This is a genomic window from Kosakonia cowanii JCM 10956 = DSM 18146 (assembly GCF_001975225.1).
GTDB classification, from domain to species: domain Bacteria; phylum Pseudomonadota; class Gammaproteobacteria; order Enterobacterales; family Enterobacteriaceae; genus Kosakonia; species Kosakonia cowanii.
The window spans coordinates 3,338,600-3,362,675 of record NZ_CP019445.1 but is presented as its reverse complement, the minus strand read 5'-3'; the positions used below and the strand labels follow the sequence as shown (position 1 = coordinate 3,362,675).

At 55.6% G+C, this 24,076-nt stretch carries 26 protein-coding genes; 17 read left to right on the top strand and 9 right to left on the bottom strand.

Annotation, left to right across the window (positions count from 1 at the left end):
- Nucleotides 1–459: 459 nt before the first annotated feature.
- Both BWI95_RS15885 and BWI95_RS15880 read right to left on the bottom strand, forming a co-directional pair.
- Entirely contained in the window at nt 460–1,563 is a 1,104-nt protein-coding gene (locus BWI95_RS15885) for a cobalamin-independent methionine synthase II family protein (RefSeq protein WP_076769803.1), read from the bottom strand.
- 189 nt (nt 1,564–1,752) lie between these two features.
- Entirely contained in the window at nt 1,753–2,163 is a 411-nt protein-coding gene (locus BWI95_RS15880) for a rhodanese-like domain-containing protein (RefSeq protein ID WP_054803891.1), read from the bottom strand.
- A gap of 67 nt (nt 2,164–2,230) precedes the next feature.
- Between BWI95_RS15880 and ftrA the strand changes: the two genes are divergently transcribed.
- Both ftrA and mgtS read left to right on the top strand, forming a co-directional pair.
- Entirely contained in the window at nt 2,231–3,235 is a 1,005-nt protein-coding gene (gene ftrA / locus BWI95_RS15875) for a transcriptional regulator FtrA (RefSeq protein WP_054803893.1), read from the top strand.
- A gap of 107 nt (nt 3,236–3,342) precedes the next feature.
- Nucleotides 3,343–3,435: a protein MgtS gene (gene mgtS, locus BWI95_RS23350; protein ID WP_094419811.1), complete on the top strand. Its 93-nt coding sequence runs from the start codon at nt 3,343–3,345 to the stop codon at nt 3,433–3,435.
- 571 nt (nt 3,436–4,006) lie between these two features.
- Here mgtS and BWI95_RS15870 read toward each other — a convergent pair.
- Nucleotides 4,007–4,429 carry a hypothetical protein gene (locus BWI95_RS15870; RefSeq protein ID WP_076769802.1) on the bottom strand — a complete coding sequence of 141 codons (423 nt, stop codon included), beginning with the start codon at nt 4,427–4,429 and terminating at the stop codon, nt 4,007–4,009.
- Between the two features lie 49 nt (nt 4,430–4,478).
- Nucleotides 4,479–4,697 carry a hypothetical protein gene (locus BWI95_RS15865; protein WP_042715639.1) on the bottom strand — a complete coding sequence of 73 codons (219 nt, stop codon included), beginning with the start codon at nt 4,695–4,697 and terminating at the stop codon, nt 4,479–4,481.
- 744 nt (nt 4,698–5,441) lie between these two features.
- Between BWI95_RS15865 and BWI95_RS15860 the strand changes: the two genes are divergently transcribed.
- Nucleotides 5,442–5,675 carry a hypothetical protein gene (locus BWI95_RS15860; protein ID WP_232374373.1) on the top strand — a complete coding sequence of 78 codons (234 nt, stop codon included), beginning with the start codon at nt 5,442–5,444 and terminating at the stop codon, nt 5,673–5,675.
- Nucleotides 5,676–5,821: 146 nt separating this feature from the next.
- Here the strand turns inward: BWI95_RS15860 and dcp are convergent, their stop codons facing one another.
- On the bottom strand, nt 5,822–7,867 hold the full coding sequence (dcp, locus tag BWI95_RS15855; protein WP_076769801.1) for a peptidyl-dipeptidase Dcp: 2,046 nt from the start codon (nt 7,865–7,867) through the stop codon (nt 5,822–5,824).
- Nucleotides 7,868–8,052: 185 nt separating this feature from the next.
- On the opposite strand from dcp, the gene ydfG reads away from it, so the two are divergent.
- From ydfG to ydfZ, 3 genes are all read left to right on the top strand, one after another.
- A complete protein-coding gene (gene ydfG / locus BWI95_RS15850; protein ID WP_023481428.1) occupies nt 8,053–8,802 on the top strand; it encodes a bifunctional NADP-dependent 3-hydroxy acid dehydrogenase/3-hydroxypropionate dehydrogenase YdfG in 750 nt (249 codons plus the stop codon).
- A gap of 90 nt (nt 8,803–8,892) precedes the next feature.
- Nucleotides 8,893–9,579, top strand: coding sequence for a GntR family transcriptional regulator (locus BWI95_RS15845; protein WP_054803888.1), 687 nt, complete (start codon nt 8,893–8,895; stop codon nt 9,577–9,579).
- Between the two features lie 163 nt (nt 9,580–9,742).
- The gene (gene ydfZ / locus BWI95_RS15840) at nt 9,743–9,946 is read left to right on the top strand and encodes a putative selenium delivery protein YdfZ (protein WP_023481798.1); all 204 of its coding nucleotides are present in this window, start codon (nt 9,743–9,745) and stop codon (nt 9,944–9,946) included.
- A gap of 52 nt (nt 9,947–9,998) precedes the next feature.
- Here the strand turns inward: ydfZ and BWI95_RS15835 are convergent, their stop codons facing one another.
- Both BWI95_RS15835 and BWI95_RS15830 read right to left on the bottom strand, forming a co-directional pair.
- Entirely contained in the window at nt 9,999–11,462 is a 1,464-nt protein-coding gene (locus BWI95_RS15835; protein WP_054803887.1) for a mannitol dehydrogenase family protein, read from the bottom strand.
- 225 nt (nt 11,463–11,687) lie between these two features.
- Entirely contained in the window at nt 11,688–12,014 is a 327-nt protein-coding gene (locus BWI95_RS15830) for a YnfA family protein (protein ID WP_042715656.1), read from the bottom strand.
- A 134-nt stretch (nt 12,015–12,148) separates the two neighbouring features.
- Here BWI95_RS15830 and BWI95_RS15825 point away from each other — a divergent pair, with 134 nt between their 5' ends.
- The gene (locus BWI95_RS15825) at nt 12,149–12,487 is read left to right on the top strand and encodes a DUF1283 family protein (protein ID WP_054803885.1); all 339 of its coding nucleotides are present in this window, start codon (nt 12,149–12,151) and stop codon (nt 12,485–12,487) included.
- Between the two features lie 50 nt (nt 12,488–12,537).
- Nucleotides 12,538–13,098 (top strand): spermidine N1-acetyltransferase, encoded by a 561-nt coding sequence (speG, locus tag BWI95_RS15820; protein ID WP_023481559.1) that lies wholly within the window; start codon nt 12,538–12,540, stop codon nt 13,096–13,098.
- 19 nt (nt 13,099–13,117) lie between these two features.
- Here speG and BWI95_RS15815 read toward each other — a convergent pair whose 3' ends face one another.
- Nucleotides 13,118–13,828: a YnfC family lipoprotein gene (locus BWI95_RS15815; protein WP_180344368.1), complete on the bottom strand. Its 711-nt coding sequence runs from the start codon at nt 13,826–13,828 to the stop codon at nt 13,118–13,120.
- A 191-nt stretch (nt 13,829–14,019) separates the two neighbouring features.
- On the opposite strand from BWI95_RS15815, the gene BWI95_RS15810 reads away from it, so the two are divergent.
- From BWI95_RS15810 to dmsD, 5 genes are all read left to right on the top strand, one after another.
- Complete coding sequence (locus BWI95_RS15810) at nt 14,020–14,301, top strand: DUF1161 domain-containing protein (protein WP_023481755.1); 282 nt, start codon at nt 14,020–14,022, stop codon at nt 14,299–14,301.
- A 151-nt stretch (nt 14,302–14,452) separates the two neighbouring features.
- A complete protein-coding gene (gene ynfE / locus BWI95_RS15805) occupies nt 14,453–16,891 on the top strand; it encodes a selenate/tellurate reductase subunit YnfE (protein WP_076769799.1) in 2,439 nt (812 codons plus the stop codon).
- Nucleotides 16,892–16,901: 10 nt separating this feature from the next.
- A complete protein-coding gene (locus BWI95_RS15800; RefSeq protein ID WP_023481292.1) occupies nt 16,902–17,519 on the top strand; it encodes a DMSO/selenate family reductase complex B subunit in 618 nt (205 codons plus the stop codon).
- Between the two features lies 1 nt (nt 17,520).
- Complete coding sequence (locus BWI95_RS15795; protein ID WP_076769798.1) at nt 17,521–18,378, top strand: DmsC/YnfH family molybdoenzyme membrane anchor subunit; 858 nt, start codon at nt 17,521–17,523, stop codon at nt 18,376–18,378.
- Nucleotides 18,379–18,442: 64 nt separating this feature from the next.
- A complete protein-coding gene (gene dmsD, locus BWI95_RS15790) occupies nt 18,443–19,054 on the top strand; it encodes a Tat proofreading chaperone DmsD (protein ID WP_054803892.1) in 612 nt (203 codons plus the stop codon).
- 51 nt (nt 19,055–19,105) lie between these two features.
- Here dmsD and BWI95_RS15785 read toward each other — a convergent pair whose 3' ends face one another.
- On the bottom strand, nt 19,106–20,125 hold the full coding sequence (locus BWI95_RS15785) for an ADP-ribosyltransferase (RefSeq protein ID WP_076769797.1): 1,020 nt from the start codon (nt 20,123–20,125) through the stop codon (nt 19,106–19,108).
- A 425-nt stretch (nt 20,126–20,550) separates the two neighbouring features.
- On the opposite strand from BWI95_RS15785, the gene osmY reads away from it, so the two are divergent.
- The 4 genes from osmY to osmV are packed head-to-tail and all read left to right on the top strand — an operon-like array spanning nt 20,551 to nt 23,989.
- Nucleotides 20,551–21,261 carry an osmoprotectant ABC transporter permease OsmY gene (gene osmY, locus BWI95_RS15780; protein WP_076769796.1) on the top strand — a complete coding sequence of 237 codons (711 nt, stop codon included), beginning with the start codon at nt 20,551–20,553 and terminating at the stop codon, nt 21,259–21,261.
- A gap of 20 nt (nt 21,262–21,281) precedes the next feature.
- Nucleotides 21,282–22,184: an osmoprotectant ABC transporter substrate-binding protein OsmX gene (gene osmX, locus BWI95_RS15775; protein WP_076769795.1), complete on the top strand. Its 903-nt coding sequence runs from the start codon at nt 21,282–21,284 to the stop codon at nt 22,182–22,184.
- A gap of 9 nt (nt 22,185–22,193) precedes the next feature.
- Entirely contained in the window at nt 22,194–22,841 is a 648-nt protein-coding gene (gene osmW / locus BWI95_RS15770) for an osmoprotectant ABC transporter permease OsmW (RefSeq protein WP_054803883.1), read from the top strand.
- Nucleotides 22,841–23,989, top strand: coding sequence for an osmoprotectant ABC transporter ATP-binding protein OsmV (gene osmV / locus BWI95_RS15765; protein WP_076769794.1), 1,149 nt, complete (start codon nt 22,841–22,843; stop codon nt 23,987–23,989). The genes osmW and osmV overlap by 1 nt, the downstream gene beginning before the upstream one ends.
- Nucleotides 23,990–24,076 lie beyond the last annotated feature (87 nt).

Sequence of the window (24,076 nt, the reverse complement as noted above, 5' to 3'; positions counted from 1 at the left end):
TTTATCTGCAATATGACAGCGAGGGGGTTGTGTCCCCGCTGAAATCGGCGAACCGGAGCGTGAATGACAAGGTCTGGACGCCATGGATGGCGGACAGAGGCGAACCGAGACAGGGAGCGAATCCCCGTAGGGGTGAGCAAGCCGAGTCGAGCCGGTCGCAGTCAGGCGCGCGGGAGGTGAGCGCAGTGCGCAGCACCGATTTCCTCGCGGGCCGCGGGGATTGACAAGGGGGGAGCGGTCCCCCCCTTGTCCCGTTCTCCGCATAAGAGATTAATGAAACTCCCGAACGGCTGGTGAACGGAACCATTCCACCAAAGTCACATGCCAACCCCATTGCCGGATGGCGCGTAACCGCTTATCCGGCCTACGCCGTTTCAGCAGCTCCATTCCCGTAGGCCGGATAAGGCGTAGCCGCCATCCGGCAATCGTGCAGCGGAGGCAAACCAAGGCTGGCGCCTGTTACCACACCTGCTCAGCGATACGGGTCACCAGGCGTACTTTCTCCCACTGCTGCTCTGGCGTCAGCGAATTGCCCTCTTCGGTTGAGGCAAAACCGCACTGCGGGCTGAGGCAAATCTGGCTGATATCAACATACTTCGCCGCTTCCTCAACACGCGCTTTAACCCCTTCCGGGTTCTCAAGTTCACCGTTTTTAGTGGTGATCAGGCCCAGCACCACTTGCTGTTTGCCAGGGCGCACAAAGCGCAGCGGCGCAAAGTCACCAGAGCGGTCATTGTCATACTCAAGGAAGAAGGCGTCGACATTCACGCCGCCGAACAGCACCTCTGCTACCGGCTCGTAACCCCCTTCGGAGATCCAGGTCGAGCGGAAGTTGCCGCGGCAGACATGCAATCCAATGGTCAAATCTTCCGGTTTCCCCTCCAGCGCCTTGTTCAGTACGCGGGCGTAAATGCGCGCCAGCTCTTCTGGATCGTCACCGCGTGCGACAATCTGTTTGCGCTGATCGTCAGAGCAGAGATAGGCCCAGACGGTATCGTCCAGCTGCAGATAGCGGCAGCCCGCGTCATAAAACGCGCGGATCGCATCGCGCCAGGTGGTGGCGAGATCGTCGAAATAGGCATCCAGCTCAGGGTATACCGTCGCGTCGATCACCTTACGGCCGCCGCGGAAGTGGAGCACGCTCGGGCTGGGAATGGTCATTTTCGGCTGCGCATCGCCGCTGATGCTCTTCAGATAGCGAAAATCTTCCAGCATCGGGTGGTCTTTGAAGCTCACTTTGCCCGTCACGCGTACGCCGTGTGCTTTAGTCTGCACACCATTGAACTGGATCCCCTGCTCGGCTTCGAAAAGCTCAACGCCCTCCAGCCCGGCAAAGAAATCAAAATGCCACCAGGCGCGGCGAAACTCGCCATCGGTCACCACGTGCAGACCGCAGGCACACTGCTGTTCCACCACATGACGAATCTCTTCGTTTTCAACATGACGCAGCTGATCGGCGCTGATTTCACCCTGCGCAAACTGCTGACGCGCCTGCTTGATGGCGTCGGGACGTAAAAAACTGCCGACTACGTCTGCGCGGAACGGGGCCTGATGTCGCTGCATAACTCTCTCCTTAATGCGCCGTGGCAGATGGTTGCCCGGCGTGATAATTCATTATTTGAATATTTAGACTTCTGGACGGCTAAATGTCCAAACAAAATGTCACACCGGGCGCACGGCGGCAAACGAGAAAATTTCACGTCCCATGAAAAATATTCATGTTCAGTGCAGAAAGATGAAATTAATCTCCGATCAGGCGGCGTGCTCTATCCCGCTGGCGAAGCTAAAACCCTCATCTTGCCAACCGGTAATACCGCCGATCATGATCTTTACCGCCAGCCCGAGGCGCGCCAGCTTCAGTGCTGCGAAATCAGCCCCATTGCAGTGCGGGCCTGCACAGTAAACTACAAACAGCGTATCAGCAGGCCATTCGGTTATCCGCTCCGGCGAGATGGTGTTGTGAGGCAGATGGATCGCGCCCGGCAGATGGCGACGCGCAAAGGCATCCGGGCTGCCGACTACGTGCAGTAAGACAAAATCTTTCTCGTTATGGGTCAGGGCGTGGTGCACGTCCGCGCAGTCCGTCTCAACGCTCAGGCGGTGCATAAAGTGGCTGGCAGCTTCTTCCGGGGAGGCGGCGGGAATATCGGTTACATAGCTCATCGTCTTTTCTCCGTGGTTGTGTTAACACTACTCTAACCAAAACAGCGCGCCCTGAATGCGCCCTTCTCTGCCAGATAACACCAGGATAATGACAACTTTACGACACCCTGCGGCCCGCCATCGCGTGGTCGCCCTCGCCTATGACGGGCTCTGTACCTTTGAATTTGGCGTCGCCGTGGAAGTGTTTGGCCTGCCGCGCCCGGAGATGGGCGATAAATGGTATGACTTTGCGGTTGCCGCCGTTGATGCGGGCGAACTGCGCGCTACCGGCGGCATTCGCATTATGGCGGAAGGCGGCCTTGAACTGCTTGCTGAGGCGAATACCGTGGTGATTCCTGGCTGGCGCGGCGCCGATCACCCGGTTCCGCCCGCCTTATGCCGTGCGTTACAGGAGGCCTGGCAGCGCGGCTGCCGGATTATCTCGATCTGTTCTGGGGTGTTTGTGCTGGCGGCAGCCGGGTTACTCAACGGGCGTAAAGCCACCACGCACTGGCGCTATACCGACCTGTTACGTGAGCACTATCCAGCCATCGTCGTGCTGGACGACGCTCTCTATTATGACGAGGGAAATGTGATGACCTCGGCGGGCAGCGCGGCGGGGATCGATCTCTGCCTGCACGTGGTGCGCGAGGATTTTGGCATTGAGGCAGCGAATAGCGTCGCCAGACGGCTGGTGGTGCAGCCTCACCGTGACGGCGCGCAAACCCAGCACCTGGCTCGCCCGGTGGCGCGAACACGTGAAAGCCGCCAGCTCGGCCTGCTGTTTGATTATCTGCACCAGCACCTGGCGGGCAACCATACGGTCGCCGCGCTGGCGCAGCGTACCGCCATGAGCGAGCGCACCTTTCTTCGCCGTTTTCAGGAAGCAACCGGCACCACGCCCGCACGCTGGATATTGCAGGAGCGGTTGCTGCGCGCGCAGTCGCTGCTGACGCAAACGCGGATGAGCATAGAGCTCATCGCCCGTCACAGCGGGTTCGCTAACGCCGCCTCGCTGCGCCACCATTTTCAACAGCAGCACGCCCTGTCGCCCGCGGCGTATCGGAAAAAATTTACCGAAGCGGTGAATTAATTCACATTATTAAGCGTTTGTTGATATTTAGCAGGCTATTATCTCTCCATTGCAGCGATAAAATTTTCAAGTGAGGCAAATCAGTGAAATAAATGGAGAGGTACAAAATGGGAAATATTCATGTATTTATGGCGGTTCTGGGCATTATTTTGTTTTCAGGTTTTTTAGCCGCTTATTTTAGCCATAAATGGGACGATTGATGAACGACGATAATCCCCCACCGCGACGGCTTCTTACATTATATGTAAGAAGCCGTTTTTGCTTTATCTGGCGCAAAAAAAAACCGCCGGTTATGGCGGTCAATGCTTGCATGGATAGATTTGTGCTTATTGTTACACGCTAACTCGTTTTTCAATGTTAACGGGCTGATGTCACTTTATCAGTAACAACCTCAACAGAACCTAAACGACGCCTGCCATTACCCCCTCATCAGGCGAAACCATCGAAACGATTGCCTGACATAAATTGACCTTTTACTTTGAAAACAAAGAGGATATATCCCTTTTGGTCTTATGGGCGTGTTAGGCTGGGTTTTCAATTTCACAGACCGGAGGGGTTATCCCCAATTTAAAATTTACGTGCCCGGTTTGCAGTAGCCATAAGTTTACCTTTACTACCTATTGTTCCGATAAACTTCCCTCGCACGGCGCAATTTGCTCAGTGTGTGGCGCGCGACTTACTGCGTTAACCTGTATTCCTGCACTCAGAAGACGGCGCTGGCCGAAACACGTTTTATAAAAATGGGGCCTTTTTTGTGGCCCCGTTTTTTGTTTACGCGTTTTTTGCTTTGCCTAATGAAAACCCGCTGACTTTCGCAATATGCACTCGTAATATTGTGCCCTTCACACTCGTCCAGCCGCCATTACCTGTCATCCATGAGGGATCTTTAATATGCAGGTAATTAAGTGGAATCTCATGCTCGTCGTCGACGCGGTAATCTTCTGCCAGCTGATCGAAAAAAGTAGCGATAGGATTTTTAATATCCTCATCGCCGGCAACAGAACGAATCGCCTGCGCCGTCGACAGCGCATACTCTTTACCTGATACCAGTTCACCTGCCACCACCTGTCCGCCAACCACCAGCGTGACTACCATGCTTGCGCCAAGGTTTGCGCAGGAGACCAGATGCGACAGCGCGCTGTCCTGCGTGCTGATAGTCGGCGTAGCGGCTGTTACTTCACGTTCTGTTTCCATCGATACCTCCACATACAGGCAAAAAAAACCGCCCGAAGGCGGTTAGGGTTTAATGAAACTGCCGAATAGCTTGCTCTGTCTCCTGCTGGGTGACCAGATCGGAGAAACGGGCGACGAAGTAGGTCTCGCCGTCGAGCTCCCACGGCTCGATCGGGATTTCCAGAAAAGCGCTTTGCTCATTTTTAAAGGTGACCGATTTGGCGTTATCTTCCACGGACACCTGCTCAACCTTACCACCGGCGCGAATTACCACTACATTTTTGGTCATGTCGGTTACCTCAGTTGCTTAAATTGCCTTCGACATTAACACAGCCATGCTCATCATGCCTGCGCCATGCCATAGATTGTTAAGCGCTAAAAATTAGGTCCTATAATTTGGCTTAATGAGAGGGATAACGCTACGGCGGGAAACGTGAGGTGGACCACACTTTCGCAATTGTGTGGGTATAAAAAGGCGGCAAAAAGCCAGAGACCGGCCAAATAACCCGTCTCTGGCTAAGGATATTTCGGTGATGCCGGGTGCCTCCCGGTGAGTGCGCGCCAGCCCGCACAACTCGCTTTCACCCCAAAAGATGTGGCTGGTAGCCCCTCCGCGTAGGGGGATTCATCACCACGCTTAACGTTATTAAGCGAAGGGAGATCGGTCAATGCTCATGCGGGTTATGTAAGTTTTTAAAGCATAAACCTTTATAGCAAGGCGGCCTCGCTCACTGCTCTTCATCGCGCAGCACGTAGAATCCTGCGATTTCAATTTTTGATAAAGAATAGAGGTCTTCTGGTCGATAACGGTTAACAGGAAACGTTCACGAATACTGACAGGATCAAACCGGACAGGTCAGTGTTCAGCGCCTTTTCACAAAACTGCTGTGGGCTGTACCGTTTAGCGTTAATCGTTTTCAGAGATGGCTTGTCCGTTTTAGACACGTCGCGTGGCGTTAACTTATTCAGGTAATCTCGGCATAACGTTTTTTAACCAATTGATATGATGTATCAAAGCATTTCTTAAGGAGAGATGATGAAGACAACCGAAGAAACGATTAGCGATCTGCAGTGTCGCGCTTTAGCCTATGAAGTCATTTTCCAGTCCATCTTCTCTGAGCTGCCGCACGTGTTCATTGAAAGAGCCGCTGAGAAGATTGAAGGTAACTTCAAAGCATTCGAAACCGGTACGCACTCTGACGCTGGTAAAGCCAAGCTTGATGCGGCAAAAGCCGTTGTTTCGCGGATTATGGGAACAAAGATTTAACTGCCCTGACATGTGGCTAATGAAGTCGTGCGGTTTGAAACAATGCTCTTAATTTACGGCTCTCTGTTGCATCTGCTATCGACGGGACCGCTTGAGCATAAAAAAACCGGGCATCTCGCCCGGCTCTTTTTCCGTCCCGCAAAGACTTATTCGCTCAGGCCCCGGTTTTTCAGCATCGGCTCGATCTGCGGATCGTGCCCGCGCCACTGGCGATAGAGTTCAGCTAAATCCGTGCTGTTGCCGCGCGACAGAATGGCGTCACGGAATTTTTGCCCATTTTCACGGCTTAACCCACCCTGCTCAACGAACCACTGATAGCCGTCATCGGCGAGCATTTGCGTCCATAAATAGGCGTAATAACCTGCGGCATAACCGCCGCCGAAGATATGGGAAAAATAGCTGCTGCGATAGCGCGGCGGTACGGCAGCAAGGTCGAGCTTCTCTTTGGCAATGGCCTGCGCTTCGAAGCTTGCCACATCGTTGACGTCCGCATTCGCCGCCAGCCCATGCCAGTTCATATCCAGCAACGCTGCGCTCAGCAGTTCAGTCATGTCATAGCCTTTATTAAACTGCGTGGCGCGCAGCATCTTGTCGCGCAGGGCATCCGGCATCGGCTCGCCGCTTTGGTAGTGGCGGGCGTAATGGGCAAACACCTGCGGCTGGCTGGCCCAGTGCTCGTTAATCTGCGACGGGAACTCAACAAAATCGCGCGGCGTGTTGGTGCCGGAAAGGCTGGCGTAGCGCTGGCTGGCAAACAGCCCGTGCAGCGTATGGCCAAACTCGTGGAAAGTCGTAATCACCTCATCCCAGGAGAGCAGCGCAGGCTGGCCATTGGCCGGTTTCTGGTAGTTGCAGACGTTGTAGATAACCGGCTGCGTGCCGTTAAGCGTCGACTGCTCGATAAAGTTACCCATCCAGGCGCCGCCGCTTTTCGAGTCGCGGGCAAAGAAGTCGCCATAAAAGAGCGCCAGCCCGCGATCGTCGGCGTCAAAAATCTCCCATACACGCACGTCCGGATGATAGACGGGGATATCAAACCGCTCCTGAAAACGGATGCCGAACAGCTGGCTTGCAGCCCAGAATACCCCCTCCGTTAATACCGTGTTCAACGCGAAGTAGGGTTTTATCTGCGTCTCGTCGAGATCGTATTTCGCCATACGAACCTGCTCGGCATAGAAGGCCCAGTCCCAGGCCTGAGCGGTGAACCCGCCCTGCTGGTTATCGATAACCTGCTGAATATCTGCCAGCTCGCGTTCAGCGCGCGCACGGGCAGCCGGTGCGATATTGCGCATAAATTCCAGCGCCGCCTGCGGCGTACCCGCCATCTGATCGGCGATCTTCCAGCTGGCGAAATCATCAAAGCCGAGCAGATGTGCCTGCTCGGCACGCAGGCTGGCCAGGCGCAGCACCAGTGCACGCGTGTCGTTAGCATCGTTGCGCTCGGTACGCAGCCAGCTGGCTTTAAACAGATTCTCTCGTGTTTGACGATCGCGCAGTACGGCCAGCGCCGGTTGCTGAGTAGTGTTAAGCAGTGTTAACAGCCAGCGGTTCTCCAGCCCTTTCGCCCTCGCCGCTTCGGCGGCATGCTCAATCTCTTCAGCACTCATGCCGTCGAGCTGGCGCACATCATCCACCACCAGGCCGCCCGCTTTATCTGCGGCCAGCAGGCGCTGGTTAAACTGGCTTATCAAGGATGCAGCTTCGGTATTGAGCGCTTTCAGCGTCGCTTTATCCTGCTCATCCAGCATCGCGCCCGCCAGCACAAAACGCTGATAGGTCACTTCAACCAGACGCGCCGATTCAGCATCGAGGTTAGCGGTATCAAGGCTTTTCCATACCGCTTCAACGCGGTCAAAAAGCTGCTCATCAAGATAGATGTCGTTCGCCAGTTCCGCTAACTCCGTCGAGAAGGCTTCATCCAGTTGCTGGAGGAAATCATTGGTATCCGCCGAGGTCATGGCAAAAAAGACGCTGGTCACGTAAGTGAGCAAGGCACCTCTCTGCTCCAGCGCCAGGATGGTGTTGTCGAAGTCTGCAGGCGCGCTGTTTTGCGCGATTGCCGCGATTTCGTCGCGTTTTTGCCTCACCCCTTCATCAAAGGCCGGGCGATAGTGCTCCTGTTCAATAAGATCGAAGGGTGGCGCCTGATATGGCAGCGGGCTGGCAGTAAAAAAGGGATTGGTGACCGACATAGTTTGCTCCTGAATGCGGTAAGTCTCATCAGAGTAGGCATCCACCGCGCGCGGCGCAATCCTTTCTCGCCCCTGCGCAAGCCACCATTTTTTGCCACACTCTTTAACAGTCAAAACTTGTATTGCCGCCTCTGTGCGGTGCATGCTATGTGACGTCATCACAAAAATCGTTGAGGAACAATGACATGATTATTCTTGTTACCGGGGCAACCGCAGGGTTCGGCGAGAGCATTACCCGCCGTTTTATTCAAAATGGTCACCACGTGATCGCCACCGGCCGCCGCCAGGAGCGTTTGCAGGAGCTGAAAGAGGAGCTGGGCGAGAATCTCTACACCGCGCAGCTGGATGTGCGTAACCGTGCGGCGATCGACGAGTTTATCGCCGCCCTGCCCGCGCAGTGGCGCGAGATTGATGTGCTGGTCAATAACGCCGGGCTGGCGCTGGGTATGGAGCCCGCGCACAAAGCCAATGTGGATGACTGGGAAACGATGATCGACACCAACAATAAAGGGCTGGTCTATATGACCCGCGCCGTGCTGCCGGGAATGGTTGAGCGCAATCGCGGTCATATCATCAACCTTGGCTCAACGGCCGGTAGCTGGCCTTACGCGGGCGGCAACGTGTATGGCGCGAGCAAAGCCTTTGTGCGCCAGTTCAGCCTCAACCTGCGCACCGATCTGAGCGGTACCGCGGTGCGTGTCACCAATATCGAGCCGGGTCTGGTTGGCGGCACCGAGTTCTCCAACGTGCGCTTTAAAGGCGATGACGATAAAGCGACGAAAACCTACGAAAACACCACCGCACTGAGCGCGGAAGATGTGACCGAAGCGGTATGGTGGGTGGCGACACTGCCGAAGCATGTCAATATCAACACACTTGAGATGATGCCGGTCAGCCAGAGTTATGCCGGTCTGAGCGTGCACCGCCAGAGCTGATGCTTCCCGCCCGGCCTACGGGCCGGGTATGGGATGTGCGCAGAAACAATGGTATGGTAGCCGGGTTAACCCTTTAAAAAGTAAGAGCGAATGGCCGCCGAAACGCAACTCAACCCTACGCAACCCGTTAATCAACAGATCTATACCATCCTGCGACGGGATATTGTCCACTGCCTGATCCCACCGGGCACGCCGCTCTCTGAAAAAGAGGTGTCGGTGCGTTTTGACGTCTCGCGCCAGCCGGTGCGTGAAGCCTTTATCAAGCTCGCGGAAAACGGGTTGATTCAGATCCGCCCCCAGCGCGGAAGCTACGTTAACAAAATCTCCCTCACCCACGTGCGCAACGGTTGTTTTGTCCGCCAGGCGATAGAGTGCGCCGTGGCCCGCCGCGCCGCGCAGATGATTGATGACAGCGCCTGTTATCAGCTTGAGCAGAATCTCCACCAGCAGCGGATCGCCATTGAGCGTAAGCAGCTGAATGATTTCTTTGAACTGGATGATGATTTTCACCACAAGCTGGCGCTGATCGCAGACTGCCAGCTGGCGTGGGATACGATTGAAAACATTAAGGCGACTATTGACCGTGTGCGCTATATGAGCCTCGATCACGTTTCGCCGCCGGAGATGCTGCTGCGCCAGCACCAGGCCATTTTCGAGGCGCTGGAAAAACGCGACGCCGATGCGGTTGAAAATGCGATGACGTTGCATCTGCAGGAGATCAGCGAGTCGGTTAAAACCATTCGCCAGGAGAATCGCGACTGGTTCAGTGAAGAGTAATCCCCCTCTTTTTCCCTTATCAGGTCACCTTTTTGCCAGAAAAAAGTGTGACCTTGATCAAAAGCAAAAACTCATCATCTCAGTGGCGTATTTATAGGGCGTCCGTTTTGGGGCCATCTTCTGCCCCGGTTCGCTTTATGGATATTATCAAGGAGAAACCATCATGATGACTTATGACCGCAACCGTAACCCTATCACCACCGGCTCACGCGTGATGATTAATGGCACTGGCCGCACTGGCAAAATTGTCGCTATTCACGCCGAGGGCTTAAGTGCTGAAAAAGTGCGCCGTAACAAAACGGTGGAAGTGGAAGGGTGTGAAGGCAAATTCGAGCCGGTAGAGCTGATCCGCCTCGGCCTGCACTGATTGGCAAAACATGATGAAGATGAGTGCTGCCGCAGCGGCACTCACTGTTTAGTTACAGCCCCGCCGCGAAGTGTGCAACGGTCGCTTTAGCACCTTTCGCCAGCAGCATCTGATACGCCTTTTGTACCTGCGCCACAAACGCGCGCGCTTTCGGCAATTCACGGCCAAAGATCGCCTCAATGCCCAGCAACGCCTCTACGCGCGCTTCGCCTTCAGCGCTGCTGCTCACCGCTTTCTGAATAACCGCAAGCAGCGGATCGCATACCTCAATCGCTTGCCCCTGCTCGTCAACGCCACCAACGTAGCGCATCCAGCCCGCGACGCCTAACGCCAGCAGTGAGAAATCGCTGCCCTGCGCCAGATGCCAGCGCACAGAATCGAGCATGCGCTGCGGCAGCTTCTGACTGCCGTCCATGGCGATCTGCCAGGTGCGGTGACGCAGCGCGGTGTTGCTGTAACGCGCGATCAGCAGATCGGCGTAGTGCGCCAGATCGACGCCTTCGACTTTCAGCGTCGGCGCCTGTTCGCGCAGCATCAGCGCGTGTGCCGCGCGGCGGTAGTATTCATCTTCCATGCACTCATTGATGTGCTGATAGCCCGCCAGATAGCCAAGGTAGGCGAGGAAGGAGTGGCTACCGTTCAGCATACGCAGCTTCATCTCTTCAAAGGGCACCACATCGCTCACCAGCTCCGCGCCCGCTTCCTCCCACGCCGGGCGGCCTGCGACAAAATTATCTTCAATCACCCACTGGCGGAACGGTTCACAGGCGACGCCCGCCGGATCGCGCACACCGGTAAGCTGTTCGATCTTCTCAAGGGTTTCAGCCGTAACGGCCGGAACAATACGATCGACCATCGTGGAGGGGAAAGTGACGTTCTCTTCAATCCAGCGCGCCAGCGCAGCGTCCACCGTGCGGGCATAGGCGCAGACAACGTTGCGCGTAACGTGGCCATTTTCCGGCATGTTGTCGCAGGACATTACGCTGAACGGCGGTAAACCTGCGGCTTTACGACGGGAGAGCGCTTCGACAATCACCCCGGCGGCGGATTGTGGCTGATGCGGGTTTTGCAGATCGGCTACGATCAACGGGTGATCGAGCATTAGCTCCCCGGTCGCCGGTGAGTGGCAGTAGCCTTTCTCGGTGATGGTCAGCGAAACAATGGCGACTTGCGGCTCACACATGGCATCCAGCACCGTTTCAAGCCCGTCGACTTGTGCGTGCAGCGCACGTTTCGCCACGCCAACCACGCGCGCGGTCCACGCGTCGGCGGACATCTCCGCCACGGTGTAGAGATTATCCTGCTGTTTCAGATCGGCAATCTGCTGCTCGCCGCCGATAAGATTAACTTCGCAGTAACCCCAGTCGCTGCCGTGCTCTGCGGCGAGGATATCGGTGTAGACCGACTGATGCGCGCGATGGAATGCGCCAAAACCAAGATGCACAATGCGCGCAACCAGCTTGCTGCGATCGTACTGAGGTAGAGTGGCTTTCGCCGTTAACAGCCTGTTTTCCATGGTGAGACTCGTCTTATTAAATGAAACAGTGGTTCACTAGATTAAGGCGTCGTTAAAACCCGACTATGATTTGCGACAGGATTTGCTGACTACACCAACTAGAATGGTAACCAAATGTGTCATAGATCTGCTCATCATCATGAGAAGAAAGAAGAGGTTGTGCAGAAAGATAAGAGACCCCACTCCCCAGCCAGGTCAACGGGGAGGGAAATCACCGCGTGGTTGTTAACTTCGCGACCATCCTGCGACGATGATCAACATGCCGCACAGCGCAACCCCTGCGCCCAGCCAGTCATAAACGGTTAGCTTTACCCCTTCGACAACCCGCAGCCAGAGAAGCGCGGTGCAGACATAAACCCCGCCGTAAGCGGCATAGACGCGCCCGCTGGCAACCGGATGCAGTGTTAACAGCCAGACAAAAAGCGCCAGTACGATCGCGGCAGGAATCAGCAGCAGTGGTGAGCCGTCGCGTTTTAGCCACAGCCAGGGCAAGAAACAGCCTACAATTTCACACAGAGCGGTGACAAAAAAGAGCAGCGTAATTTTCAGCATAGTCAGGTCGTTTATTGAAAATAGGTTGAACCATCTTACCTGATAATGCTCTTACAGTCGGTTTCGCCCCGGTATGCTGGCAGGCGGAGATCGCTTAGAATAGAGACGTTTTTCCTCACTTAAGGACCATTGCCATGACTTCTACACTTAGCAAACGCCTGTGCCTGACCGCAATGCTGACGCTGGGTGCCATTGTGTACACCACTTCCGCACTGGCTGAAACCAACCGTCTGGTGATCGAATCGGGCGACAATGCACAGTCCCGTCAATCCGCCGCGATGGAAAAAGAGCAGTGGAACGATACCCGCAGCCTGCGTCATAAAGTTAACAAACGCGTCGAGAAAGAGTGGGACAAAGATGATGTCGCCTTCGATGCGCGCGACAACTGCCAGAAAAGCAGCAACCTGAATGCGTACTGGGAACCCAATACCCTGCGCTGCCTGGATCGCCGCACCGGGCGTGAAGTTCAGTAATCTCGTCGGGCGCGTGCTGCGCCCGCCTTCATCTCAGAGAAAGGATTTTTATGAGTGACGACTATCCTGTCCGGCTTCGCCCGCTTGAGCGCGAAGACCTTCGTTTTGTCCACCAGCTCGACAACAACGCCAGCGTAATGCGCTACTGGTTCGAAGAGCCTTATGAAGCTTTTGTTGAACTCTCCGATCTTTACGATAAGCACATCCACGATCAGAGCGAGCGCCGTTTCGTCGTCGAGTGTAATGGCACCAACGCCGGTCTGGTAGAACTGGTTGAAATTAACCATGTGCACCGCCGCGCGGAGTTTCAAATCATTATCTCGCCGGAATTCCAGGGCAAAGGGCTGGCGTCAAAAGCCGCTAAGCTGGCGATGGATTATGGTTTTACGGTATTAAACCTCTATAAGCTCTATCTCATCGTTGATAAAGAGAATGAGAAAGCGATTCACATCTACCGCAAGCTGGGTTTTCAGGTGGAGGGGGAATTAATTCATGAGTTCTTTATTAATGGCGAATACCGCAACACCATCCGCATGTGTATTTTTCAGCAGCACTATCTGCAGGAACATAAAACCAGCGGCAGTACGCTGTTAAAACCCACCGCGCAATAAGCGCGGTGAGCGGACAGCATCAATAATACTCGATGGTGTTTTTGATGCTGTATTTATGCGTCACCTGCGGCGTTACGCTCTCATCAACAATCTCCAGGCTACAACTCAGCGGATTATCATGTTTGTCGTAGTCGCAGGTCTGCTGCACTTTACTCAGCGGCTTATCATTGAGCGTACTTACCGCGGCATAATCGAGCTTCTTGCGCTTATCTTTCGCCGGCGTGGAGGCGACATCGAGATGCACATCTTTTGAAGTGGTTGATTTGCCCAGCGGGTAGCCTTCGTCATCATAGCGATACTTCACTTCCATATCTTTGCCTGATGCGCGCACCACAAAGCCGTTATCGTCGGTGTCCCAGGTGACGCCCGCCGACGGGAACTCTGCCAGCTGGCATTTCCCCTGCAGCCGCAGACGCTTCTCCTGCGTTTCGGCTTCGATATAGTAGTTGGCATCCAGTACCAGCGATACGCCGCTATTGTTCTCCAGGTCGTGAAGTTCGAGCGTATCGAAACAGCCCTCTTTCGACAGCGTACCGCTGACGCGCTTTGTCACTTCACCCTTCTCGTTAAGCAGGGTCTGACTAAAGTTTTTTACCGCACCGCGCAGAGGATCAAAATCGAATTCATTCGAAAAACTTGCCATCTCCGGCGTGAATGCCACCGGGCCTTTTTCCTCATCACATCCGACCAAAACCAGGGCCAGAGAGATAAGTAATAACTGTTTTTTCAAAGGTTCCACCACAGTTTTCTTTAGAATGGCGCTTATATTAGCAAAACATTTACCCGATAGCGTAATGAGTTAGCGACTTCCTTATCGGGTATCTGCGGAATTTCACATACAGCTAAGATGATTCAGAGATTTACCTTTTGTCGAAAAGAGAAGTGCTAAGCTTAAAGCGCACAATAAATAAGGAGACAAGCATGCACTATTCACGTTGGCTGTGCGCAGCACTGCTGGTAGGTTCTGTTCCTGCTTTCGCCGCGCCGGATTCATGCGAACGCGTTAAAACGGATATCCAGCAAAAAATTATTAACAATGGCGTCCCGGAGTCCGGGTTCGAATTGACCGTGGTACCAAACGATCAAGCCGAACAGGCGGGTGGACAGGTGGTTGGTCACTGTGCCAATGACACTTACAAAATTATCTACGCCCGTAATGGCGGCGCATCATCTCAGAACGAAAACAGTAACAGCAATCAGTAAAATCTAATCCCCCTGATTTCCAGGGGGATCCCCCTCTATTTGATCGTGCATAACATTCCCCTACTCCTTAATGATTACCATAGCTCCATCATTAGCCTGCTTTTAATTTGCGCGGGTAAGTTTTTATTTAAAAATAATAATGGAGTGAGTCATGTCGAAGACGGAATATGCCGGGGGTATTAGCCGACGAACGCTGGTAAAGTCGACCGCCCTCGGATCGTTAGCGCTGGCAGCAAGCAGTTTTTCTCTCCCGTTTGGTATGCGCTCCGCCGCTGCCGCGGTGCAGCAGGCGATGCAACCCGCGCCGGATAAAGTGGTCTGGGGAGCCTGCTCGGTCAACTGCGGCAGCCGCTGCGCCCTGCGTCTGCATGTGCGCGATGAGGAGGTCTACTGGGTCGAAACCGATAACACCGGCGAAGATCAGTATGGCAACCATCAGGTACGCGCCTGCCTGCGCGGTCGCTCTATCCGGCGGCGTATCAATCACCCGGATCGCCTCAACTATCCGATGAAACGCGTCGGCAAACGCGGCGAAGGCAAATTTCAGCGCATCAGTTGGGATGAAGCCCTCGATACCATCGCCGCCCGCCTGAAAGGGGTGGTGGACAAATATGGCAACGAAGCGGTCTATATCAACTACTCCTCCGGCATCGTCGGCGGCAACATTACCCGCTCATCCCCTTCCGCCTCGCTCGTCGCCCGCCTGATGGCGATGTACGGCGGCTTTCTCAATCAATATGGCACCTACAGCACGGCGCAAATCGCCTGCGCGATGCCCTACACCTACGGCTCCAACGAAGGGAACAGCACCTCCGATATTGAAAACAGCAAGCTGGTGGTGATGTTCGGCAACAACCCAGCGGAGACCCGCATGAGCGGCGGCGGCATTACCTACTTTCTCGAGCAGGCGCGCGAACGCTCCAATGCGCGGATGGTGGTGATTGATCCGCGCTATACCGACACCGCCGCCGGGCGTGAAGATGAGTGGGTGCCGATCCGTCCCGGCACCGACGCCGCGCTGGTCGCCGGTATGGCCTGGGTGCTAATCAGCGAAAACCTGGTCGATCAAACCTTCCTCGATAACTACTGCGTTGGCTACGACGAGAAAACCCTACCCGCCGGTGCACCAGCAAACGGCCACTACAAAGCCTATATTCTCGGCCAGGGCGATGACGGCGTGGCGAAAACGCCGCAGTGGGCATCGCGCATTACCGGCATTCCGGCAGACAAAATCATCAAGCTCGCCAGAGAGATTGGCAGCACCAAACCGGCCTATATCTGCCAGGGCTGGGGCCCGCAACGCCAGGCCAACGGCGAGCTGACCGCCCGTGCGATCGCCATGCTGCCGATCCTCACCGGCAATGTCGGCATTAACGGCGGCAACAGCGGCGCGCGTGAGTCAACTTATACCATCACCATTGAGCGGATGCCGATGCCGGAGAACCCGGTAAAAACCGCCATCTCCTGCTTTAGCTGGACCGATGCCATCGCCCGCGGGCCAGAGATGACGGCGACGCGCGACGGCGTGCGCGGCAAAGAGAAGCTCGATGTGCCGATCAAGTTCATCTGGAACTATGCCGGTAATACCCTCGTCAACCAGCACGGCGATATCAACCACACTCACGATGTGCTGCAGGATGAGAGCAAGTGCGAGACGATCGTGGTGATTGAGAACTTTATGACCTCGTCGGCGATGTATGCCGATATCCTGCTGCCGGATCTGATGACCGTTGAGCAGGAGGATATTATCCCCAACGACTACGCCGGCAACATGGGCTACCTCATCTTCCTGCAACCAGTCACCGCGCCGAAGTTCGAGCGCAAAGGCATCTACTGGATCACCAGCGAGATCGCCCGCCGCCTTGGGCCGGATATCCACCAGCGCTTCACCGAAGGGCGCACGCAGGAGGAGTGGCTGAAATACCTCTACGCCAGAATGGTAGAGAAAGATCCCGCGCTGCCCTCCTACGAGGCGTTGAAAGCGATGGGTATCTACAAACGCAAAGATCCGAACGGCCACTTCGTGGCCTATAAAAAATTCCGCGACGATCCGCAGGCCAACCCGCTGAAAACGCCGTCGGGCAAAATTGAGATCTACTCCAGCAAGCTGGCGGAGATCGCAAGCCATTGGGAACTGCAAAAGGATGAGGTGATAAGCCCACTGCCGATCTATGCCTCCACCTTTGAAGGCTGGGACGATCCGGCGCGTGCCACCTTCCCGCTGCAACTTTTCGGTTTTCACTACAAAGCACGCACCCACTCCAGCTACGGCAATATTGATGTGCTGAAAGAGGCCTGCCGCCAGGAGGTGTGGATCAACCCGCTTGATGCCGAACGGCGCGGGATTAAGAACGGCGATCTGGTACGCGTGTTTAACGACCGTGGCGAAGTGCGGATTGCGGCGAAAGTGACGCCGCGCATTATGCCGGGCGTCAGCGCCATGGGTCAGGGTGCGTGGCACCAGGCGGATATGGCGGGCGATCGCGTCGATCACGGCGGCTGCGTCAATACGCTGACCACGCACCGCCCTTCGCCGCTGGCGAAAGGTAACCCGCAGCACACCAATCTGGTCGACATTCAAAAGGTTTGAGGAGTAGCCGATGAGCACCCAGTATGGATTTTTTATTGATTCCGCCCGCTGCACCGGTTGTAAAACCTGCGAACTGGCCTGTAAAGATTACAAAGATTTAACCCCGGACGTCAGTTTCCGCCGCGTCTACGAGTACGCGGGCGGCAACTGGCAGGAGGATAACGGCGTCTGGCAGCAAAACGTCTTTGCCTACTATCTCTCACTCTCCTGTAACCACTGTGAGGATCCGGCCTGCACCAAAGTCTGCCCGAGCGGCGCGATGCATAAACGTGAAGATGGCTTTGTGGTGGTCGACGAAGAGGTCTGTATCGGCTGCCGCTACTGCCATATGGCCTGCCCGTACGGCGCGCCGCAATACAATGCGGCGAAAGGCCATATGACGAAATGCGACGGCTGCCACGAGCGTGTGGCCGAGGGCAAAAAGCCTGTCTGCGTCGAGTCCTGCCCGCTGCGCGCTCTCGATTTTGGCCCGATTGAGACGCTGCGTAAAAAGCATGGCACGCTGGCGGCGGTCGCGCCCATTCCGGCGGCGCACTTTACCCGGCCAAATATTGTCATCAAACCCAACGCCAACAGCCGCCCGACCGGGGACACAAGCGGCTATCTGGCTAATCCACAGGAGGTATGAAATGGGAAACGGATGGCATGAATGGCCGCTGGTGCTCTTTACGGTGCTCGGTCAGTGCGTGGCGGGCGGTGTGATTGGCACCGGCCTGGTATGGATGACCAATGAGGGCGATCGCCGTGGTCAGCTGCATATCGTTCGCAGCCAGTTTTTTCTCTGGCTGCTGATGGGCGTCGGCTTTGTCGCTTCGATGATGCACCTCGGCTCGCCGCTGCGCGCCTTTAACTCCCTTAACCGCATTGGCGCTTCTGCGTTGAGTAATGAGATTGCCGCCGGCTCGCTCTTTTTTGCCATCGGCGGCATCTGGTGGCTGCTGAGCTGGCTGGGCAAAATGCCTTCAGGTCTCGGGCGTATCTGGCTGCTGATCAGTATGGTCTCTGGCGTGCTGTTTGTCTGGGCGATGACGCGGGTCTATCAGATTGAGACCGTGCCGACGTGGCATAACGGCTACACCACCGCCAGCTTTTTCCTCACCATGCTGATTGGCGGCCCGCTGCTCGCAGCACTGTTACTGCGCCTTGTCGGCATGCGCTTTCCGGCATCCCGTTTTGCAGCGATAAGCGCGATCGCGCTGCTGGCAAGCGCAGCGGTGGTGATGATGCAGAGCATGCAGCTTGGCGAAACCCACTCGTCCGTGCAGCAGGCTACAGCGCTGATCCCGGATTACGGCTTACTCCAGGCGCTGCGACTGCTGCTTTTAGCGCTGGGGCTGGGCTGCTGGTACTGCCCGCTGGTGCTGCGCAGACAGCCGCGCGTCAGTAGCCTGCTGGTTGGGTTTGTGCTGGTGGTTGCCGGGGAGCTGATTGGCCGTGGCCTCTTTTATGGGCTGCACATGACCGTTGGCGTCGCCGTTGCCGGGTGATCGATTGCGGGGCCGGATAGCGGTGAACGCTTATCCGGCCTTCGGCACTTTTTCGGGAAATACCATGACAGTTGAAAACCGTGAATCGTTTATTTTCACCGCCCGCGTGCTCGGCGCCCTCTTTTACTACCCGCCGGAGAGCGAACCTGCTGCGCCGCTGGTCAGCGCCTTTACGCATAATGCGTGGATGGCGTCATGGCCGCTGGCGCAAAGCCTGCTGCTCCCGCTGGCTGAACAATTTTCAGCGGATAGCGAAGAGCCGTTAACCGATGCCTGGCAACGGCTGTTTATCGGCCCGTGGGCGCTGCCTGCGCCGCCGTGGGGCTCGGTATGGCTGGATAAAGAGTGCGTGCTGTTTGGCGACTCAACGCTGGCCCTGCGCCAGTGGCTACGCGACAACAATATTGCTTTCGAGACGCAGCAAAACGAGCCAGAAGATCATATCGGCACCCTGCTGCTGCTCGCGGCCTGGCTGACGGAGCAGGGAAAGACGCAGGCCTGCGATGAGCTTCTGGCATGGCATCTGCTGCCGTGGTCGGGCCGCTTTCTTACCGTGCTGGAGGAGCAGGCGCAGCACCCTTTCTGGCAGGCGCTCGCCCGGCTGGCACAGTTTACGCTGGCGGAGTGGCAAACGAACCTGCTGATGCCGGTAGCGCAAAAAGCGCTCTTCCGTTAACACCTTTTCCGGCCGCTCAGGCCGGATTTTTTTACAAAACGCTTCTGGAGCTCACCTGGAGTTTTGCGGCAGCAGTTCACCATAGATATATTTTTTAATGTAGTGATGCGGTTGCTTGAGGCTCTTAAACACAGGTGATTGCCTGATTTCGCCCGATATGTGAAACCGCTTGAAAACGGAGCTCACCGTATCAGCACTGCCAAACTCATTAACATCAACCACATCTTTGATTTTGATTTTCACGCCGGGAGCAAACAGTATTTCATCCTCCTGGGGTAACACTGAAGTTGGCGCAATCCAGTGCCCTTCAGCTTCTGGCGGCGCTTCAAGGATCAGAAGATGGGTATTTAAATAGGGTGTGCTGACGCTGGTGCTGGTGTAACTTTTTTGCCCAATGACAGCCCCGACAGTGGCGTATTGCCTCGCCTCTTTTTCGCCAAAGGGATAATCGAAACCAATACCGCGCACCACCACATTGCCGAAACTTTCATTTGAGGGGTGTTTTTTTCTGGATCTATCCAGCACCTGGTTAAAATTTTTCACTCCGCTTTCCAGAGACTCTTTCCCCACAAAGCCGGATTTTAAAAAACCATTTTTTATCATTGTGTTAACAAGCTTTTCGACTTCATAGTTTTCCATGTTCCTGCTTCTTTCATATTTATTAAGCAGGGTGTAGTTACTTGATGTGTAGACTTTGATGGCCGAAATTTCGCTCTCCGTTAAACCCAGCTCGGCTGGTGAAGGTAAAGCAGGTAGTTGCCGCCCCAGCCGGTTATCCGGCAAGGTGAATATCCGCACTGCTTCATGGTGGCCTCGCGACTCAAAGCTGTTTCTGGCATCTGAAGTGAATGCGCTATAGGCGGACGATTTTTTTGCGGGTGCGGCGTGCGAAGAGGTGATTTTATTCACCACTTCAGCGATTTTTTGTGATTTGTTCTCGTTGATCGACGCGGCTGATTGTTTACCTGAAACTTTATGCAGTGATGAAAGCGGCGATGATTCTGCATAGGGTTCCTGACTCCCTTTTCCTGCCCAGGTGCCGAGTGGCTTTTTTGTCGCTGAAGCATACATGGGGGGCCTCCTCGCAGGGTTTTATGACGATAACCGGGTTGGTTTAAGGATATGTGCCCTACATAAACAGAGCTTATTTTTTAAGAGTTCTCATCAACCTGTTTTTATTCACCGCCGCGTTAAACCGGCTGTTGCGGTGATTTTTCGCCCTCTCACGCGCCGGAATAGTTTATCCCGGCAATCACATTGGTGACAGTGTCACTTTTGCCGCTTCGCTTTTAAGACAATTCTTTAATCTTCCGATCAGCCTGTACACGGTAAGGCTTACTGTGCAAAAGCCGCCTGCCGCTGGGTTTTAAAAAGCGGCCTCAGAACTGGAAGCATCCCCGCACGCTTGCTATAGCTCAAAGCACCCTGCCGAACATGGCATAACAACACGCAACCTGCCGTTGCCATAACGCATGCAAACAGGGAGAGACACTGCAATGCAGACTTCCATGCTTACCCGCGCGCTGCTTTTTATCGCCGGGATTGTCGCCATACTGGCGCTGATTATCTGGGGAGTCGGGCTGGAGACGATAAAAGCCCGCCAGGTGGATTTGATTTACCTCGGGCAACAGCACCTGATTCTGGTGTTCAGCTCGATGTTTTTTGCCCTGCTGGTCGGTATTCCCAGCGGTATCGCCCTTAGCCGCCCCGCCGCTCGTGGGGTTGCCGAGTATGTGATGCAGATTTTCAACGTCGGCAACACGCTGCCGCCGCTGGCGGTGCTGGCCCTGGCGATGGTGGTGATTGGCATTGGCGATATCCCGGCGATCATCGCGCTGTTCCTCGCCTCGCTGCTGCCGATTGTGCGTAACACCTATGCCGGGCTCTGCTCGGTGCCCGCCTCGTTAATTGAAGCGGCGAATGGAATTGGCATGACAAAGTGGCAGCGCTTACGCCAGGTGGAGCTACCGAATGCCCTGCCGGTGATCCTCTCCGGGGTGCGAATTGCGACGGCAATTAACGTCGGTACCGCGCCGCTGGCGTTTCTGATTGGCGCCAGCAGCTATGGCGAACTGATCTTCCCCGGTATCTATCTCAACGATTTCCCGACGCTGATTTTAGGCGCAGCCGCCACGGCGCTGTTCGCCCTGATCCTCGATACCCTGCTGGCGGCGCTGGGCCGTCTTCTTAGCCCGCACACGGCGTGATAACAATAAGAGGAAGTGTGATGAAACGACTTTTTCATACGCTGGGCTGGCTGGCAGCAACCGCGCTGCTCACTGCCAGCGCCCATGCGGCACCGCTGGTTGTGGCGACCAAAAGCTTTACCGAGCAGCATATTTTGTCGGCCCTTACCGTGCAGTATCTGCAGAAAAAAGGCTTTCAGGTGCAGCCGCAGACCAATATCGCAACGGTGATTTCACGTAACGCGATGATCAACAAGCAGGTTGATATGACCTGGGAGTATACCGGCACCTCGCTGATCATTTTTAACCACATCAACAAACGTATGTCGGCACAGGAGACCTACGACACCGTTAAACGCCTCGATGCGAAACACGGCCTGGTGTGGCTCAATCCGGCCAATATGAACAACACTTATGCCTTCGCTATGCAGCGCAAACGCGCCGAGGCTGAGCACATCACCACCATGTCGCAGATGGTGGCGAAGATTGAAGAGATCCGTAAAACCAACCCGAAAAAGAACTGGCTGCTGGGCCTCGACCTGGAGTTTGCCGGGCGCAGCGACGGCATGAAGCCGTTGCAGGAGGCTTATGGCATGGAGCTGGATCGTCCGCAAATCCGCCAGATGGATCCCGGCCTCGTCTATAACGCCATCCGCGACGGCTTTGTCGATGCCGGGCTGGTCTACACCACCGATGGCCGCCTGAAGGGCTTCGATCTGAAAACGCTGGAAGATGACAAAGGCTTTTTCCCGAGCTATGCGGTCACGCCGGTGGTGCGTAAAGACACGCTTGAAGCCAATCCGGGCTTAGAAGAGGCGCTCAATACGCTCTCCGGGCTGCTGAACAACGAGGTGATTATCTCCCTCAACGCGAAAGTCGATATCGATCACCAGACGCCGCAGCAAGTCGCACGCGACTTCCTGCGAGAGAAAGGGTTGCTGTAAGGAGAGCCTATGGACACGATTCACTACATGATGGACAACGCCGGCTACCTGGCCACCCTCACCTTCCAGCACCTCTGGCTGGTGCTGCTGGCCGTGGGCCTGGCAATACTCATTGGCGTGCCGCTGGGGGTGCTGATTGTGCGCCACAAATGGCTGGCAACGCCGGTGCTTGGCCTGGCGACGCTGGTGCTGACCATTCCGTCAATTGCCCTGTTTGGCCTGATGATCCCGCTCTTTTCACTGGTCGGCCAGGGGATTGGCGCCCTGCCGGCAATTACCGCGGTGTTTCTCTACTCGCTGCTGCCGATTGTGCGCAACACCCATACTGCCCTCGACAGCCTGCCGCCTGGGCTGCGTGAAGCGGGGCGCGGGATTGGCATGACCTTCTGGCAGCGTTTGCGCTGGGTGGAGATCCCGATGGCGCTGCCGGTGATTTTCGGCGGGATCCGTACCGCCGTGGTGATGAATATTGGCGTGATGGCCATCGCCGCCGTGATTGGCGCGGGTGGGCTGGGGCTGCTGTTGCTGAACGGCATTGGCGGGAGTGATATTCGCATGCTGATTGCCGGCGCGGTGATGATCTGTCTACTGGCCGTCGTGCTCGACTGGTTACTGCACCGCTTACAAATCGTGCTGACGCCGAAGGGGATTCGATAATGATTAAACTGGAAAATCTGACCAAACAATTTACGCAGAAGAACGGCCAGAGTGTGAATGCCGTCGACAATGTCAACCTGATGGTGCCGGAAGGTGAAATGTGCGTGCTGCTCGGCCCTTCTGGCTGCGGCAAAACCACTACGCTGAAGATGATTAACCGTCTGATTACGCCAAGTAGTGGAAAGATCCTGATTAACGGTGAAGACACCAGCGGCATGGATACGGTTACTCTGCGGCGCAATATTGGCTATGTGATCCAGCAGATTGGCCTGTTTCCCAATATGACCATCGAAGAGAACATTACCGTGGTACCGCGCATGCTGGGCTGGGATAAAGCGCGCTGTAAAAGCCGCGCGGAAGAGCTGATGGAGATGGTGGCGCTCGATGCGAAAAAGTTCCTGCACCGCTATCCGCGCGAAATGTCCGGCGGCCAACAGCAGCGTATTGGCGTGATCCGCGCGCTGGCGGCCGATCCGCCGGTGTTGCTGATGGATGAACCCTTCGGCGCGGTCGACCCGATTAACCGCGAAGTGATCCAGAACCAGTTTCTTGAAATGCAGCGCGCGCTGAAAAAGACGGTGCTGCTGGTCAGCCACGATATCGACGAAGCGTTAAAGCTCGGTGACCGGATTGCGGTGTTCCGCCAGGGACGCATTGTGCAGTGCGCCAGCCCCGATGAGCTGCTGGCAAAACCGGCGAACGAGTTTGTCGGCTCGTTTGTCGGTCAGGACCGGACGCTCAAGCGCCTGCTGCTGGTATCAGCCGGTGATGTGACCGATCAGCAACCGACCATCACCGTGCGGGAATCGACCCCGGCCGCTGAGGCGTTCGCCATTATGGATGATAACGATATGCGTGCCGTAACGGTGGTTGACGGCGCCGGTAAACCGCTCGGCTTCGTTAAACGCCGCGAAGCGCGGCATGATACCCGCGACTGCGCTGCGCTTCTGCACCCGTTCCGCATCACCGGTAAAGCGGAGGATAACCTGCGCGTGGTGCTTTCGCGGCTCTATGAGAGTAACACCAGCTGGATGCCCATCGTGGATGAAGAGGGTCGCTATAACGGCGAGATTTCGCAGGACTACATCGCCGAGTATTTAAGCTCCGGGAAAACGCGCCGGGCGCTGGCGATCCATAGCGAGAGTTAAGGAAATTTGCCAAATGGCGCTAACCGCAGGCAAACAAGCCCCGGTTAGCGCCTTCAGGTCACCGATTTCATTTTGCGCGCTAGATAA